The following is an 18553-nucleotide window of genomic DNA, read 5'->3' as shown; positions in this document are numbered from 1 at the left end:
CCACAATTATCAGCACCAGTAGGAGCTGCATAGGTTACGATAGCAGAACATAGTCCAGCATCATTAGTAGTTGTAATATCAGAAGGACAGCTTATAGTTGGGTTTTCATTATCATTAACTGTTACAGTAAACGAACACGATGTTGTATTACCAGCAGTATCTTCAATTTGAAATGTATTTGTAGTTGTTCCTACAGGAAATGTGCTTCCTGAAGGTAAACCAGCAGTTTGAGTAATAGTAACTGAGCCACAATTATCAGCACCAGTAGGAGCAGCATAGGTTACGATAGCAGAACATAGTCCAGCATCATTAGTAGTTGTAATATCAGAAGGACAGCTTATAGTTGGGTTAGTGATATCATCAATAACCACGTTTTGGGTTTGTGTAGATGTATTTCCGTTTCCATCATCATAAGTCCAAGTCACTACAGTTGTACCTTGAGTGGTAATCGGTAAAGTCGCATTATGTGTTACTGTTACAGCACCACCACAGTTATCAGTAGCTGAAGGAGGTGTTAAAGCAGTCACTTCACATTCAGCAGTTACATCAGCAAGTGTCGCCACATCAGGAACAGGAGCAGTAATATCATTTATAACTACATCTTGAGTTTGAGTAGATGTATTTCCGTTTCCATCATCATAAGTCCAAGTCACTACAGTTGTACCTTGAGTGGTAATCGGTAAAGTCGCATTGTGTGTTACTGTTACAGAGCCACCACAGTTATCAGTAGCTGAAGGAGGTGTTAAAGCAGTCACTTCACATTCAGCAGTTACATCAGCAAGCGTCGCTACATCAGGAACAGGAGCAGTAATATCATTTATAACTACATCTTGAGTTTGTATAGATGTATTTCCGTTTCCATCATCATAAGTCCAAGTCACTACAGTTGTACCTTGAACAGTAATTGGTAAAGTGGCATCATGCGTTACCGTAACAGAGCCACCACAGTTATCAGTAGCTGAAGGAGGTGTTAAAGTTGTCACTTCACATTCAGCAGTTACATCAGCAAGTGTCGCCACATCAGGAACAGGAGCAGTAACATCATTTATAACTACATCTTGAGTTTGTGTAGACGTATTTCCGTTTCCATCATCATAAGTCCAAGTCACTACAGTTGTACCTTGAGTGGTAATCGGTAAAGTTGCATCATGCGTTACCGTAACAGTGCCACCACAGTTATCAGTAGCTGAAGGAGGTGTCAATGCAGTCACTTCACATTCATCCGTCACATCAGCAAGTATCGCCACATCAGGAACAGGAGCAGTAATATCATTTATAACTACATTTTGAGTTTGAGTAGACGTATTTCCGTTTCCATCGTCATAAGTCCAAGTTACCACAGTTGTACCTTGAGTAGCAATTGGTAAAGAGGCATCATGCGTTACCGAAACAGAGCCACCACAGTTATCAGTAGCTGAAGGAGGTGTTAAAGCAGTCAATTCACATTCATCCGTTACATTGGCAAGCGTCGCCACATCAGGAACAGGAGCAGTAATATCATTTATAACTACATCTTGAGTTTGAGTAGACGTATTTCCGTTTCCATCATCATAAGTCCAAGTCACTACAGTTGTACCTTGAGTAGCGATTGGTAAAGTGGCATTATGTGTTACTGTTACAGTGCCACCACAGTTATCAGTAGCTGAAGGAGGTGTTAAAGCAGTCACTTCGCATTCATCCGTTACATCAGCAAGCGTCGCCACATCAGGAACAGGAGCAGTAACATCATCAATAACCACGTTTTGGGTTTGAGTAGATGTATTTCCGTTACCATCATCATAAGTCCAAGTCACTACAGTTGTACCTTGAACAGTAATTGGTAAAGTCGCATTATGTGTTACCGTTACAGCGCCACCACAGTTATCAGTAGCTGAAGGAGGTGTTAAAGCAGTCACTTCACATTGATCCGTTACATCGGCAAGCGTCGCTACATCAGGAACAGGAGCAGTAACATCATCGATTTCTATGTTTTGTATAACATCTATATCATTTCCATTACCATCATCAAAATTCCAAGTTATAGTATACGTTCCTTGAGTATTGAATGTTGTTGCGTCAGAAGTTGTTCCTGTTATGGTAGCACCACAGTTATCGGTTGTAGTTGGAGCTGTAACTGTAGTACTACACTCAGCAGTTATATCTGTTAATGCAGGTGTGTCAGGATTGATAGTGTCCACAACTGTTACTGTTGTAGTGCAAGTGTCAGTCTGACCTAAAGAATCTTCAGCGGTCAAGGTAACTATTACAGGGCTTCCAATATTGGAACAGTCAAATGAGTTGACATCAATTGATAAAGTAGGCGTGTCAAAGTCATCAGTAGAACCATTATTAATATCAGTAGTGTTTATTGATGCGTTACCTGTAGCGTCTAGATAAACTGTTAGTGTAGCAATACAGTTAGCTGTTGGCGGATTATCTGCTCTAAAAGTAGCTCTGTAGTTAGCGCCTCCATTACTAGCGTAGTGAGTTCCATCAGGAATATTGTCACTATTTGTATCGTATTCTGACCTAGTATAAACTTCAAGGTAATAATCACCAGAAGGTAATCCGTTTAAAATATTAATATTAGCACCTGAAGATTCCCAAGTTTGATCTATACTGTTTCCGCCACAATGATTAGAAGTTCCGTCATCAGTGTTAAATAAAATTTCGTGAGGAATAAAAGCTGAAGGAGCATCACTTATCAAATAAATCCTATAGTCCAACCAGCTATTTAAAATATTGTCACTAAAGCATTTATAAGTTTGATTTTGAGCACCATTAAGTATTAAACTATTTGATGAGGTAAAAGTTCCAAGATTTAAACCATCAAAATCTTGGTTTCCTGTATTTGCTTGTAAATTATAAAAGGTGTTTCCAGCACTGTTGATATCTAGTATTAAATAACTCTCGTATATGTTGGATTGACCAATGCTTAAATTAGAAATCAAAGCAATTACAATTGCAATGATGCGAAGTAAATATTTTTTCATTTTAGCTATAATTTGTATAAACTATGTGTCTTTGTTTTAAAAAATGGGGCTAATTGTTTAGTTGTTAAATAGCTATTAATTGTATAAATAAAAGGGAATGGGCAAATTTATTGCCAATATAGCCTTACATGAAAAATACTCGTTGAAATGCTTATTTATACTTTGACGGTTGTTAAAAAAAATAGAGAAAAACTATTCTTCGATAAAATGCAATTTTACCCGATGATTATCAAGAAGGTAATTATTTGTCAATCAGTAGTGTAGGGTAGGTTTGTTAAACTGTATTAAAGTACGAAATTGAGTTAAAATACTAACGTGATTTGATAATTTAATACTTAATTAATCTGCAAAACTAGGAGCTTAAAAAGATTTTTGTAAATTTATAATCCCTTCCCTATATACTAATAGTCATTTTAAATGATGGGTTAATAGCATGGAGTTTAGTTAACTTCATTTTTAAACTCTAAAATATTAATTATGGCTCAATTAGATACTTCAAAGTATAATGTAAAAAATAACTCCAATTATTCTTTTGCAGCGTTTCCGGATGCGAAAATTTATCCTGATGAAAATGAAGATGGAAAATGGTCACAGCACCTTCTTTTTGGTGATTATATAAGTATAGTCGATTTAGAAGTTGTTAATAATCATGTTAAAGTAAAATCAAGAAATAAATTAGGTTGGATACACATTAACGATCTTCAAAAAGAACGTGTTCTAGAAGTCAATTTTGTAGATATAGGTCAAGGTGATGGGTGTCATTTAATCACTCCTAATGACGAACATTATCTCATCGATGCTGGTAAAGGCGATAATATGTATCGCTATTTGTATTGGCGATTTAACTTAGATAAAAACACAGCGTTGCCCTTTAAATTTAAAGCATTGTTGAGCCATCCTGATAATGATCATTTTTTAGGGTTTTCACAAATTTTTGATGCTCCAGCGGTTGAGTTTGATAAAATTTATCACAGTGGCATAGTTCAAAGACCAAAGCGTATTGATAAAGGCTGGAACACTCAATTAGGCAAAAAAGAAGAACTTTCTGATGGTAAAGACTACATAACGACGTTGCTGTTTTCAGATAATGAAGTAAAAAGTGTATTGAGTGATGATGAAAACCTAAGTGGCAGCGGTTCACAATATTGTAAAACTATTTTTAAAACACTCAATCAACTACAAGACCCAGAGTTTATAGGGTTAAATAGTAGTGACGGATTTATAGTAGGTGATGGTTCTGATACAAGTTTTTCATTAGAAGTGTTAAGTCCAATTCTTACAAATATTGACGGAAAAAAAGCATTGCCATACTTTGGTAGTCAAGGAAAAACCAAAAACGGACATTCAGTATTATTAAAGCTAAAGTACAAAAAGCTCAAAGTACTATTAGGTGGCGATATAAATGAAGAAGCTGGCGAGTATATTAATGCATGTTTGGGTGATGAAGCGTCTGATAAACTTCAAGTTGATATTGCAAAAGCGTGCCATCATGGAAGTCATTTGTTCAATTATGAATTTTTAGAGCATGTTAATGCATTAGGAACTGTAATCTCTAGTGGTGACGATGAAAACTATAGTCACCCAAGACCTGATACTTTAGGTGCAATAGGAAAAACAGGATATAGTAAAAAACCTTTGATTTTTAGTACTGAGTTGGCTAGATCCAATAAAGAGTTCTCAACAGCTACAATACCAGAACTGGTTTTAAAATACCAAACATGGGAGCGAGCTCAAAAAGATTATGAAAACTTACTCAATAATTTTATTGATACACCCGAAAATGAACAAGCTATAAAGGAGCTTAAAGAGGATGCCACAAAAAAATATAAAGAGATTAATTCTTACTTAACAAGACACGGTATGATTAACCTAAGAAGCGATGGACATAAAATGATTGTGGCCCAAAAGCTTGAAAAAGATTCTAATCATGGTAAGTATGATATTTATGAATTTGAATATAGCGATACCGAAAAACGTTTTGTGAGAATTTAAAAATTAAACCTATAGTCAAAGTGTTGAATTGACTTAAAATTAATATACAACAAATGTAAATTTAATAAGAATTTAACTACATTTATTTTTTCTAAGCCATTTAATATCATTTGCTTATGAACAAAAATACATTCCGTTTACTTGCAATAGCGCTTTGCATAGTGTGTTGTTTATTTAGTGTCTTTAATATGAATAAAGACGTTTTTACACAGTCACTGTATAATCAAGATTTAATTAGTTTAAACAATGCAATGATGCCAAACGCTACTATTGAAGGAGATGCTGAAGTGTGTCTTAACGATAGTCCTAATCCGCAAGTTACATTTACAGGCTCTAATGGAACTACACCTTATACCTTTACATATACTATAAATGGTGGAGCGTCTTTAACGGTTTCTACAACTGGTAGCAATAATTCGGTAGCTCTTAATGCAAGTACAGCAACAGCAGGAACGTTTGTTTATGAGTTAATCTCAGTGACTGATGCTAATGGAGATACAACTAACGAAAATGGCACAGTAACAATAGTTGTCGAGACACCTCCTACAGTAGATTTCACATTTAGTAACAATGGAGCTTGCTCAGGAACACCTGTTGTATTTACGCCTAATGTAACAGGAAATGGACCTTATACTTACGATTGGGCTTTTGGAGATGGAGATTCTTCAACTGCTCAAAATCCATCTCACGAATATGTAGCTGAAGGCTGTGGGTTTTCTACTTTTTCAGCAACTCTTACTGTAACCGATGCTAATGGATGTACAGCGTCTATTTCTAAAACCATTAGTGTAGAACAAAAGCCAAATATGAGCTTTGAAGATTTAGATGCACAATTTAGTCCACCTTTTGATAATTGTGGAAATAACACATCAGATCCAGAATATACTGTAAACGTTGGGAATACCTCACCTTCAGATAGCTGTATCGTATCTTATGACATTGATTGGGGAGATGGCACAACAGAAACTAACGTGACGTTTCCGCTTTCGCATACTTATTTAGAGTTAGGGTCTTTTAATATGATTGTTACGGGTTATAGCGATACAGGATGTGTAAATACCGAAACGATTTTAATTAAAAACTCAAGTAATCCAGTAGGAGCGATTGAAATTCCTGGAAATACAGTAAACCTTTGTTTGCCTGTGTCTCCAATAGATTTTGCTATTGGGTCTTGGGGAATTAACCCACCAGACACTGTATACTATGTTAATTATGGAGATGGCACTCAAGTTACTTACACGCAAACACAGTTAGAAGCATCTACATTTTATAATGCCTCAAATCCTGCGGCATCACAAAATTATCCAATACCACATACCTATACTGAATCTAATTGTCCAAGTCCAAACTATACAGTCTTTTTAAGTATTGTGACCTCTTGCGGACAAACCGATTTAACAGCAGGACCAATTATTATATTAAGTAAGCCTGATGTAGATTTTGAATTTGAATCGCCTGCCTGTGTAGATGTACCTGTTCAATTTACTAATTTAACAACAGGAGGCTATAATCAAAACTGTACGACAAACTCCTTATATTATTGGGATTTTGGAGATGGCAACACGTCTACCGATGAAAATCCGTCACATACTTACACTGCAGCAGGAACTTATGACATTACCTTATATGCCGAAAATTTTTGTGGTGAAACCGATGAAATAATTAAAACCATTTGTGTAGAACCAGAACTGGTAGCCGACTTTACTTTAGATGATAATAATGGTTGTGCTCCATTTATAGTAGCGGCTACAAACACTACAGATACATCTATGACTTGTAGTGCTGAAACGTATTTATGGGAAATAGCTTATACACCTGAGTTCTGTGGCACTACTGAATCCTGGAGCTTTACTAATGGTACAGATGAAAATTCTGAAAGCCCATCGTTCCAATTTGATAATGCAGGAATATATACAATAACACTAACTGCAACTAATGCTTGTGGTAGTAGCACAATTTCTGAAATAGTTGAAGTTAAACAACCTCCAACAGCGACCTTAAATCCAGTTGCTGATAGTTGTGGTACGGCTTCTGTAAACCCTGTAGCAACGGTTGTATCTTGTGCTCCAGCATCTGAAACGGTCACTTACAGTTGGAGTTTTCCTGGAGGTGTTCCTGCAACGTCCAATACACTTAACCCAGGAACCATTGCTTATAATACAATAGGTAACTACACAATAACATTCAGTGTTACTAATAGTTGTGGTACAACAACAGTAACTCAAGATTTTTCGGTTAATGAAACACCTACAATTACAAATACCAATGTAACACAATCCATTTGTTCTGGAGTCGAAACCGCAGCTATTAATTTAACGTCTGATAATAGTGCTACAACATACAGTTGGGTGTCAAACAATCCTGCAGGTTTAACAGGATATGTGCCATCAGGAACCTCTGATGTAATTCCTGCTCAAACACTTGTAAATAACACAGCTAATCCAATCATTCTTATTTATACAGTAACACCTGATATTAATGGTTGTAATGGAGCTCCAGTAAATTTTGAAATCACTGTAGAACCAGCACCATTAATCACAAATCAACCCATACCAAATTCGGTATGTTTAAACGGAACACCTGATGATTTGTCGGTAACCATTCAAGGAACAGGAACACCAAACTATCAATGGTATCAAAATACGGTTAACGATACTACAACAGGAACACCTATTGCAGGTGCAACTTCAGCAACATATACACCACCAACAGATACTGTGGGAGAGGTGTATTATTATGTCATAATTACGTTTTCAACTGGTGGTTGTAATGAAATAACGTCTAATGCAGCTCTGGTTGAAGTCGTTAATACCTCTCAAATTGATGTTGAGCCTATTGCTACGCAATCTGTTTGTGTTGGAGGACTAGCAGATGAGTTGTCTGTAGTCACTTCAGGAGGAACAGGAACAATTTCATACCAATGGTTTAGTAACACTACTAGTAGTACAACAGGAGGAACACCAATTGCAGGTGCGACAATGGCAAATTATACACCTCCAGCATATACAACAGCTGGAAATTATTACTATTATGTTGAGGTTGTGTTTACAGCAAGTGGATGTGCAGGTTTGGTAAGCGATGTAGCAGAAGTGGTAGTGGTTGATGATCCTGTAGTAACAACGCAACCTATTGCATCTCAAAGTTTATGTCAAAATACCAGTGTACAAAATTTAGAAGTTGTTGCTAATGGAGGTTTAGGAACAGTGAGTTATCAATGGTATGTAAATACTGTAAATAGTAATACAGGAGGAACCCTAATTGTAGGAGCAACAAGTAGCACTTACACACCACCAGTTGATACTGTAGGCACGTTTTACTATTACTGCGTGGTGCAGCAAGATGTATCTGGTTGTGAGGTGGTAAGTGATACTGCTGAAGTTGAAATTAGTGCAGGCGCGCAATTTACAACCCAACCAATATCTGACGTATTATGCTTAGGGGAAACAACAGCAACGCTTCAAGTAGCTTACGTAGGCGGAACAGGAACTCCAACATACCAATGGTATGAAAATACAGTTAATGACACTACAACAGGAACAGCTATTGCAGGAGCAACAACAGCAAGTTATTTACCTGATGTGTCTTCAGTGGGAACCACATTTTATTACTGTATTATAACGTTTAATTCAGGTGGTTGTTCAGAGTTGATTTCTGCAGTTGCTGAAATTACTGTTAACGAAACCCCAGATATTAGCGATGCAGCAGTGTTAATTTGTAGTGGTAACGCGTTTGTACATAATCCAGATGCTACTAATGGCGATACAGTGCCAGCAAATACAATGTATACTTGGTCTACGCCAACGGTTACTCCTGCAGGAAGTAGTGTTGGTGCTTCTGAGCAGTTAACGCCTGTAGCTTCAATAACACAATTTTTAGAAAACACAACAGTTAATCCTTCTACTGTAACTTATACAGTTACACCTATTTCAGGAAATTGTGTAGGAGCAGATTTTGAAGTGGTAGTTACTGTAAATCCTTCAATTTCTGTAACTACAACAGTTATTAATAATACCTGCTTTGAGTCTAATAATGCGTCAATAGAAATCGATATTGTTGGAGGTGTGCCTTTTTCAACAGGAAATCCTTATAATATCGATTGGTCAGGACCTAACGGATTTACAAGTACTAACGAAGATATTTTTAATCTAGAAGCAGGAACTTATGTGCTTAATATAGAAGATGATGGAGGTTGTCCTTATACCGAAACTTTTGAAATTATTGAGCCAGATGAGCTTGTATTTAGTGCTGTCAATTTTGATCCTGATACAATATCTTGCTTTGGTGCAAATGATGGGTCAATAGGTATTGATATTTCAGGAGGAACAATGCCTTACACCTATAACTGGACGCTTAATGGAGGTCCTTTTTCAATGGATGAAGATCTAACAAATTTAGGTCCTGGAGTGTACGAAGTTACAGTAACCGATGGTAATAGCTGTGGACCAATAACTCAAGAGTTTGTTATTGATGAACCTCCTTTGTTAACGGTAAGTTTACTAGACCAAACCAATGTGTTGTGTTTTGGAGATAATACAGGTGCGATTACAATTGAAGCTTCAGGTGGTCGACCAGACTATACTTTTTCTTGGGTTGGACCAAACGGTTATGCGAGTACTAACCAAGATATTGATACTTTATTTGCTGGTTTATATACAGTAACGGTTACAGATAGTTCTAACTGTATTGCTGTTTTAGAAGTTACTATTATTCAAAATGATGAAATAAATATTGATGTAACAACTACCGAAATAGAGTGCTATGGAGATAATAATGCATCAATTACAATCAATAACATTTCAGGAGGTGTTCCGCCTTACGACATCGCTTGGAGTAATTTTGGTACAGGTAATAGTCAAACAAACCTTTCTGCAGGAATTTATACTATTACAATTACTGATGCTGAAAACTGCCAAAGAGATGTTCCGATAGAAATTGAAGAAGCTCCAGTTTTTCTAATAGACCCTGTTGTTACTCAAATGTCGTGTGCAGGAGAAAACGATGCAAGTATAGCTTTAAATTTAGTTGGAGGAATTGACCCTGTTACGGTCGATTGGAATGACGACCCAACAGCAGGAGTGGAGCGTAATAATTTAGCACCTGGGACGTATACAGTTACTATTACTGATGGAACACCATGCGTCATTCAAGAAAGTTTTACAATTTTCGATATCAATCCTTTAGTACTATCTGCCAACATTACTAATGCGCTTGATTGTGATGATACCAACAGTGGTGCAATAAATTTACTCATTCAAGGAGGTACGCCTCCATTTGATGTGTTGTGGTCTAATGGTGCAACTACCGAAGATTTAGATAGCATACCTCCAAATACCTACACAGTTGTAGTTACTGACGCTAATGGTTGCGAAATTCAAGGAAGCTGGGACGTAACAAGGTTTGAACCTCTGGAGTTGCAAGTCGAAACACAGTCTGATGTAGATTGTGAAGCACAAACTGTTAACCAAACATTTGTAGCTATGGCAAGCGGAGGAGTACCACCATTTCAATACAATTGGTCAAGCGGTACAGTTAGTGGAGCAAACAATGAATTAATGACTACTGATATTAACGGACTAGTGCTTTTAGAAGTTGTAGATAGTCAGGGTTGTACGACCAGTTATAGTTTTAATGTAGACATCCCAGTTTTAGGAAACCCAGGATTCGAGACTACGTCTTTTGGGTTTGAAAACTATGGAGTGTATGCTATTAGCGATCCTATACAGTTTACAAATACTGCAACTGGCGATTTTGAAAGCATTCTGTGGGATTTTGGAGATGGCAATTTTTCAGCTGAAGAAAATCCAACACATACCTATTTAGAAGTAGGAAACTATGTGGTTACGCAAACAGTAACCTATCCGTTTGGATGTGTATACACCCATACAATAACGCTTATTGTTGAACCTGGTTATAAACTTATAATGCCTAATGCATTTACACCTAATGAAGATACTTTAAACGATTATTTTGGACCTGTTTATGTAGGCTTAAACACCTTAGAAATTAACATATATGATACTTGGGGAAGCCTTATCTACTCAGAGTCTGGAGACGATATTAGAGGTTGGGACGGAAAAGTAAAAGAAGAAGAAGCCGAAAACGGAAACTATTACTACACCTTTTCTGCCAAAACATTTTATGGCGATACGGTTACAAAACAAGGTGCATTTGTATTTATTAAATAGAGCGTTATAATGAGGAAAAAAAAATCACTACTAACTATTTTATTGTTTTTATTTGGATATGTTGCACGTGCACAAGATCCTATTTTTACACAATCATTTTTTGTGCAAGAAACCTTAAACCCTGCGTTTTCAGGGTTTGAAGATAACGGTCGAACCCATTTAGGGCTGTTACACAGAACACAATGGCCTAATTTGGACTTAAAAATCAACACGCAGTACTTTTTTTGGAATAAATCTATAGAGTACGGTTCAGGACAAGGGTTTGGTTTTGGACTCAGTGGATTAAGACACCACGAGTCGTTTACCAATTATTCACACCATCAAATCAATGCTAATTATGCGCATAGAGTTAACCTTAATGGAGGTTGGTATTTTAGACCTGCAGTTGAGGTAGGAGCAGGTTTTAAAGACTTTAGGTTTAGTTCTCTAACTCTTGCTGACCAAATCAATATAAATACAGGAACAGTAAGCTCAACATCAGTAGATCCTTTAGCATTAAATAATGACAACGTCTTCTTTTTAGATATCTCTTCAGGAATTGTTTTTGAAAAAGAAGAGCATAATGGAATTGCCTATTGGTTTGGGGCTTCCGTAAAGCATCTTAATAGACCTAATATTTCTTTTGTACAAGGTGAAAATCTTCCGTTAGATATTTTTTATTCACTTCATGCGACTTATCGTTTTCCTTTTTTAAACGATTATAGTATAATGATGACAACCAATTACATGCAACAAGGCGAGTACAATCGTTTAGATTTAGGTGCGATGTTTCAGGTCAATCAGTTTTTAGCTGCAATTACTGCGGTTTCAAACCCAAATGGGAGTAGCTCTAATAGTCATTTGTTAACTTCAGTAAACGCGTTTTTTGGTTTGGAGTACACTGATTTTAGATTTGGAGTGTCTTACGATTTCAATACATCTCAAATAGGAAGAACAAATGGAGTATATGAGTTGTCAGTCACCTACTTATCAAGATGTCGTAGTTGTACTACCCAAAGAGGCAGAAAAAGATAATGCTTGAGAAATAAATTAGTATATCAAATAAAAATCCCAAATTATAATGTGGGGTTTCCTTTTATAGCGATACTCAGAAAAGATTAGACTATTCACAAATATGAGTTTTTATCATGTATTTTGTAATGGGTTTTAGGGTTTTACCAGTTTCAGGATGCAATCCCAAATCAGTAAAATATTCTAATTGTTTAGCACGGTTTTTTCCATACCAAATTTTTACACTACCATCATCATTAAAAAAAGCATAATTACAATCCGGAAGAACCTTTTTAAAATGATCGATACGTTCTTGTTTGTAGTATTTTAAATCTTTTAAATCATATAGTTCTAAATTAAGTTTAACTTCTTTATAGTGGTCTATATCCCATACCATTAGTCTTGGCTCAGTTTTGTTGTAAAAAAATAGAAAGAAAAGTACAATACACCCAATAGCAACACCTCCAATCGACCCAGTTGATTAAATAAAAAAGTTGTTATTTTAGAGGAATGAAACAGATACTATTTTCATTTCTCTTTTTATGTCTTGGATTAAGTTCCTGTTTTTCACAACAAGCACAGGATAGCTTATATTTTTACCAAAATAAAGTTCTCTATCCCAAAAACGCTACAGATGTATTTCAATCGTATAAATTCTTCAATGAAAGACTAAAAAAGGCTGAATTAAAAAGCAATATACCTAGCCAATTAAATAGCATGTATTATTTGTCTAGTATCAATTATAAACTGGGAGCTTATGATGAAAGCGAGCAAATATCAGTTAAAGCTATAGGTGTTTTGAACAAGCATTCAACTATTCCAAATCGTATACATTATCAAAAAAGCTTTTATAATCTTTTGGGAATGCTTTATTATGAGCAACAAAATAAAAAGAAATCTTTAAGCCTTTATAATAAGGTGTTAGAGTTGTCGGTAAATGCAAAAGATAGTGCTATTGTCTATAATAATATTTCTAATACTTATAAAAAACATAATGATTTTAATGAGGCTAAACAAGCATTGTCTAAGGCTTATGATTTAACAAAGCGAATAGACGATACATTAACTATTGCGCTTGTAATGGATAATTTAGGATTTATAAATTCAAAGTTATCTAATACTGATGACGGATTAAGGTTAATGAAGCAAGCTTTAAAAATGAGGAGCTTTGTTAAAGATACAGTTTCTAAGTATAAAAGTTATGCGCATTTAGCACAATACTATTTTAATACAGATAATATTAGTTTGGCTAAAGAAAATGCGTTGAAAGCATTTGAAATATCTGAAAAAATGAAGTCAGTATCCTATAAACAAGATGCTTTAGGGTTATTAATAACATTAAGTGAAGATCCTTATGTTACGCAATATAAAAAAGTAAATGATAGTATAAATAAAGCAGAAAAAGAGACAAAAAATAAATTCGCTTTGCTCAAATATGATTATTCTAATTTTGAAAAAAAACTACTATTAAGTCAGTTACAAGAACAAAAACAAAAGTCAAAAACCGTTATTGCTTCTCTAGTAGCTATTGGTGTAGTACTACTATCTTTAATTTTATACGTTTTTCTAAAAACAAAACATAACAAAGACAAACTCTTACAGGTTGTCGAAACTGAATCGCGCATTTCAAATCAAGTCCATGATGAAATTGCAAATGAAGTGTTTCAAGTAATGATAAAGTTCGATAATCAGGAAGAGAACTCACAAAAAAGTAAACTGATAAAGGAGTTAAACAATTTATACTATAAAGCACGAGATATATCTAAACAACACAGTGTCATAGATGTGAAAAACTCATTTGAAGATAGTTTGATAGAGTTAATGAATAGTTACAATGATACTGATACTAATGTAATTATTAAAGGTGTAAAAGACATTGTATGGAAGGGATATTCTGAAATAAATAAAATCACAGTTTACAAGGTGCTACAAGAGTTATTAATTAATATGAAAAAACATAGTAAGGCTTCTTTGGTAGTTATTTCATTTCTGGAAACTAAGGGTAAACTTGAAATAAAATATAGCGACAATGGAGTGGGTTGTACTATAAAAAAAGGAAATGGACTAGAAAATACGGAAAACCGTATTCAAGCAATTAATGGAACAATTACTTTTGAATCCAAAGAAAATAAAGGATTTAAAGCAATAATAAATATTTCATAATGTTTCAAAAAGTTTTAATAAATGACGATCACGATGCAATTCTTTCTAGTATAACACAAATACTGAAAAGCGCTGGAGTTAATGTGATAGAACGTGCACAGTATTGTGATGAAGCATATTTAAAACTAAAAAAGGCTCAGCTAGAAACTGCAGAATTTGATTTGCTAATAACCGATTTGTCCTTTAAAAGAGATCATCGAAATGCTAATTTGGAAAATGGAGAAGATCTCATTCAAAAAGTAAGAGAAGACTTTCCAAACATGAGCATCATAGTATATTCCATGAAAGATCAGCTTCAAAAAGTAAGGCTGTTGGTAAATCAATATGGTGTTAATGGATATGTCTGCAAAGATCGTAATGGCTCTAAAGAGTTATATGAAGCTATTAAATCTGTAGCTTTAGGCCAGTTGTTTTTATCTCCACAAGTAGACAGAGCCTTACACCCAAATGCTAATATGGAGATAGATGAGTTTGATATTCAGCTTATCAACCTTCTGTCCAAAGGATGGTCTCAAGATGATATTAGCGAAGATTTAAAAACGAAAAATATCTCACCCAATAGCTTAAGTACTATCGAAAAAAGACTTAATAAATTAAAAGTTCAATTTAAAGCCAATAATACAATCCATTTAGTAGCAATTACTAAAGATTTAGGATTAATTTAAGGACTGTTACGGATAACAGTAATACTTATTAGTGTTTTGACTATAACTTTGTCTTACTATTAGTTTGTATTAAATTAATATATAGGGAGTAAAAGCGCATCGTGTTTTTGGTGCGCTTTTTTTATGTTTTATATCGGTCTTTACGGGTTACCGTAATTTTTAAATATCATGTAGTGATAACTTTACCAATGAAAATTTTATAATCAATGTTAAATCTATGGCTATTCGATTAAATATTTTATTAGTCTGTTTGTTTTTTAGTTGCTCAACTCCAAATAATAAATCCAAGTATTTTAATGACTTTGAGATTTTTGTTGAAGAGCTTGAGGAAAGGAAAAGGACTAAAAATATTGACTCACTAAAAGAGAGTGAGACTTTTAAATTTTATTTAGAACAAAAAGATAAATTCCGTTTATCAAATCAAGACGTTCAAAAAATAGATGGGCTAACGGAACGTTTTAAAGCAATTTTTAAAGAATCAGAAGGTGTTGGTTTAAAAGTAAATTTCTATTTCGAAAATTCTGCAAGTATGAATGGTTATCTTGAAGGAACAGAGTTTCGAAAAGTAATGAATAGAGTTGTAGGTAACATTCAAAATTATGATAATAAATTCTTCTTTGTAAACTCTAAAGAGCATCAACAATCAAATATCTTAGAGAAGATAAATAAAAAACAAATCAAGGTAGGAGATATAAGCAATTCTGATCATCAATTTATTTTTTCAAACGCTATAAATTCTGCATCTGAAAATAATAGTTTAAGTATTGTTGTTACAGATGGGATTTATTCAGTTACTGATGGAAATATTGATATTGTTCCAATTAAAATAGAACAAGCTTTTCAAAAATCATTAAAACACAAAAATACAGAGACTGTAGTTTTAAAATTAACTTCAAACTTTAAAGGAATATACTATTCTGAAACTTGTCAACCAGGTAAAAAAGCGATTAAAATTAATCAAAATCGTCCTTATTACATGCTATTATTTGGTGATAGCTCAGTTGTAGATAAAGCTTTACAAGACATAGTTAATGTTACAGAACTTCCTGGGTATAATGAGCAAGCAAGATTTTTGTCTTCGTTACAATCCAAACCTATTTATACAATTTTATCTCAAGGTGAAGAAAAAATAGGGCATTTCAAACCTGCAAAAAGAGGAAGTAGTCTTTTTACAGAAATAATTGATGTAGAAAAATCTAAGGCTTCTAGATATAGTAAGGGAGAAAATATTGAGAACATATTTCAATTTGGAGTGGCTGTAGACTTTTCAAATACAGACCTGCCAAATTCTTATTTAGAAGATTTAGGGAATTATAGTATATCTCAAGAAATGGGTTATGAAATATTAGATATACAAAATATTGATGATGTTGAAAAAACCAGCAGGACTTATAAAGAGCTAAATAAAATTCAAGAAGCAAACAAAGTAGAATTTACACATATTATAACTGTTAGTGCGCAAACTAATTTGTTTGGAGAATTAGAAATTAGTTTAAATAAAAATTTGCCAGAATGGATAAAGGAATCAGGAACAACAAACGATTGTGAAATAAAAGGGGAAGAGAAAACAACCTTTGCTTTTGATCAACTGATTCAAGGTATTTCAAAAGCTTATCAAAAAAAATCCAATAAATCCAATTACTTAACTATTAACCTAAAAATAAAAATATAATGTTCAATGATTTTGTAGCTAGTCTTTACGACCCTTGGTTTAATTACGAATTGTATTCTGATTTATTAGATGCTGTATTTAATGCTTTTGATTTTCAAAAACTTGGAATTGCATACTTAGTGGTATCGATTGTTTGTTTGTTAGTGTTTTATAAAGTATTAGATCCTATTAAAAAACCTCGCCTTAAATGGTTATTAACAACGGTTTGTTCAGGTATATTGATGCTTATAGTTTGTTGTGTGTTATTGTATAATAATAATGAAGTCCTAATGTCTATTGCAAGTTATAGCCCAAGCCAACCAAATGCTATTAATCCTGAATATTTTATTATTCAAATGGCTGCTATTACTTTTTTATACGGTGTTATTACTGCAATGCTTTTATCTGTGCTAATGAAATATTTAAGTGCAGCAAATACTAAAAATCCTTTTTAAATATGGCAAAATTATATGTATTCGGAATAGGAGGTACTGGATCAAGAGTTTTAAAATCTCTTACAATGTTACTTGCTTCAGGTGTAAAACTTCAAAATGATTTTGATACGTTAGTGCCTATTATTATTGATCCAGATGCCGCAAATGGAGACTTAAATAGAACAGCAGATATACTAACTAAATATCAAAACATTTACAATTCGGTAGGAGAAGATAATCAGTTATTTGCAACTAAAATCCTAACCTTAAAACAATTATTAAATGATAAACTTCCAAGTGTTTCAGATCATTTTAAGTTCGGTATGACTAATACTGGTCAGAAATTTGGAGAATTTATAGATTATAATGGATTGGATAAAGAAAATCAAGCACTTATAGACTTGTTATTTAGTAAGAATAATTTAGAGTCTGACATGACAGTTGGGTTTAAAGGAAATCCTAATATTGGTAGTATTGTCTTAAATAAATTTACCGATTCACCAGAATACAAAGAGTTTACCAGATCCTTTAATCCAGGTGATGCAATTTTTATTATTAGTTCAATATTTGGTGGTACTGGAGCATCGGGTTTTCCTTTATTATTGAAAAATTTAAGACTTAACAAACCCGAAATTGAAAATAGTAATATAATTAGTAGTTCAAAAATTGGCGCCATATCTTATTTACCATACTTTAAAGTAGCTAATTCAAATGATGATAATAAAGCTATAGATTCAACTACTTTCTTTAGTAAATCTAAAGCAGCTCTGAGTTATTATCAGCATGCAATTTTTGATAATAAGGAAAGCATTAATGCTTTTTATTATTTAGGAGATTACTCAAATAATAATATGCCTTATTCAGAAGGAAAAAGTGATCAGAGAAACAATGCCCATTTTCTTGAACTAGCAGGAGCTTTATCTGTAATAGACTTTACTAAAGATTTTAACAGTCTAACTGAAATTGATTCAACAATAATAAAAGAATTCGGTATAGAACCTCATGAAGGAAGCAAACTAAAGTTAGACCATTTGGGTCAGTGGTCAAAGAATCAAATAAGTGCCCCTCTTTCCAAAATGGTTCTTTTATCAAAATTTCTTAATAAATCTTTAGATGTTTTGTTTCAAAATTTAGGAGAATTCAACAGAAAGGATAATGGGATAAGCCGAGAATTTTATAATCAAGAATTTTACAGAAGTTATTTTTTGAAGTTCATACATTACTTTGATGAATGGATGGATGAGATGGAAGATAATGATGTTTCTTTCGCACCATATCATGATAATCAAGAACACGATACGCTTCTAGATTTTGTAAAAGGAAAAGATGTAGAAAGAGGTGGTTTTTTTAAGAAGAATAAAGCGAGTGCAAATCAAATAATAAAAGAAGCTCATACAATTGCAAAAAGTAAAAAACATGATGATGAATCAGAACCTTCAAGATTCCTGAAAATTTTGGATGAAGTTCTTACTACACAAATAACGAAAATTCTAAATTAAAA

10 protein-coding genes are annotated in these 18553 nt (G+C 33.8%); 8 read left to right on the top strand and 2 right to left on the bottom strand.

Annotated features, from left to right (window positions below):
* Positions 1–2972 (bottom strand): HYR domain-containing protein (locus ACQ0RB_RS11500; RefSeq protein WP_430498583.1); only part of this gene is annotated, 2972 nt, incomplete at its 3' end.
* A gap of 477 nt (positions 2973–3449) precedes the next feature.
* On the opposite strand from ACQ0RB_RS11500, the gene ACQ0RB_RS11495 reads away from it, so the two are divergent.
* From ACQ0RB_RS11495 to ACQ0RB_RS11485, 3 genes are all read left to right on the top strand, one after another.
* Positions 3450–4964 carry a hypothetical protein gene (locus ACQ0RB_RS11495; RefSeq protein WP_430498581.1) on the top strand — a complete coding sequence of 505 codons (1515 nt, stop codon included), beginning with the start codon at positions 3450–3452 and terminating at the stop codon, positions 4962–4964.
* Between the two features lie 188 nt (positions 4965–5152).
* Positions 5153–11149 carry a PKD domain-containing protein gene (locus ACQ0RB_RS11490; protein WP_430498579.1) on the top strand — a complete coding sequence of 1999 codons (5997 nt, stop codon included), beginning with the start codon at positions 5153–5155 and terminating at the stop codon, positions 11147–11149.
* 9 nt (positions 11150–11158) lie between these two features.
* On the top strand, positions 11159–12163 hold the full coding sequence (locus ACQ0RB_RS11485; protein WP_430498578.1) for a PorP/SprF family type IX secretion system membrane protein: 1005 nt from the start codon (positions 11159–11161) through the stop codon (positions 12161–12163).
* A gap of 88 nt (positions 12164–12251) precedes the next feature.
* On the opposite strand, the gene ACQ0RB_RS11480 is transcribed toward ACQ0RB_RS11485, so the two are convergent.
* Positions 12252–12536: a hypothetical protein gene (locus ACQ0RB_RS11480; protein WP_430498576.1), complete on the bottom strand. Its 285-nt coding sequence runs from the start codon at positions 12534–12536 to the stop codon at positions 12252–12254.
* Between the two features lie 113 nt (positions 12537–12649).
* On the opposite strand from ACQ0RB_RS11480, the gene ACQ0RB_RS11475 reads away from it, so the two are divergent.
* The 5 genes from ACQ0RB_RS11475 to ACQ0RB_RS11455 all read left to right on the top strand — a co-directional run bounded on the left by ACQ0RB_RS11475 (position 12650) and on the right by ACQ0RB_RS11455 (position 18551).
* On the top strand, positions 12650–14302 hold the full coding sequence (locus tag ACQ0RB_RS11475; RefSeq protein WP_430498574.1) for a tetratricopeptide repeat-containing sensor histidine kinase: 1653 nt from the start codon (positions 12650–12652) through the stop codon (positions 14300–14302).
* Positions 14302–14967 (top strand): response regulator, encoded by a 666-nt coding sequence (locus ACQ0RB_RS11470; RefSeq protein WP_430498572.1) that lies wholly within the window; start codon positions 14302–14304, stop codon positions 14965–14967. The genes ACQ0RB_RS11475 and ACQ0RB_RS11470 overlap by 1 nt, the downstream gene beginning before the upstream one ends.
* Before the next feature lie 217 nt (positions 14968–15184).
* Positions 15185–16639 (top strand): hypothetical protein, encoded by a 1455-nt coding sequence (locus ACQ0RB_RS11465; protein ID WP_430498570.1) that lies wholly within the window; start codon positions 15185–15187, stop codon positions 16637–16639.
* A complete protein-coding gene (locus tag ACQ0RB_RS11460; protein ID WP_430498568.1) occupies positions 16639–17073 on the top strand; it encodes a hypothetical protein in 435 nt (144 codons plus the stop codon). Before ACQ0RB_RS11465 ends, ACQ0RB_RS11460 begins: the two co-directional genes overlap by 1 nt.
* Positions 17074–17075: 2 nt before the next feature.
* Positions 17076–18551: a hypothetical protein gene (locus tag ACQ0RB_RS11455; protein ID WP_430498566.1), complete on the top strand. Its 1476-nt coding sequence runs from the start codon at positions 17076–17078 to the stop codon at positions 18549–18551.
* Positions 18552–18553 lie beyond the last annotated feature (2 nt).

Source organism: Gaetbulibacter sp. PBL-D1, from assembly GCF_050509525.1.
Classification (GTDB): domain Bacteria; phylum Bacteroidota; class Bacteroidia; order Flavobacteriales; family Flavobacteriaceae; genus Gaetbulibacter_B; species Gaetbulibacter_B jejuensis.
This window is presented reverse-complemented; position numbering and strand designations above follow the sequence as displayed.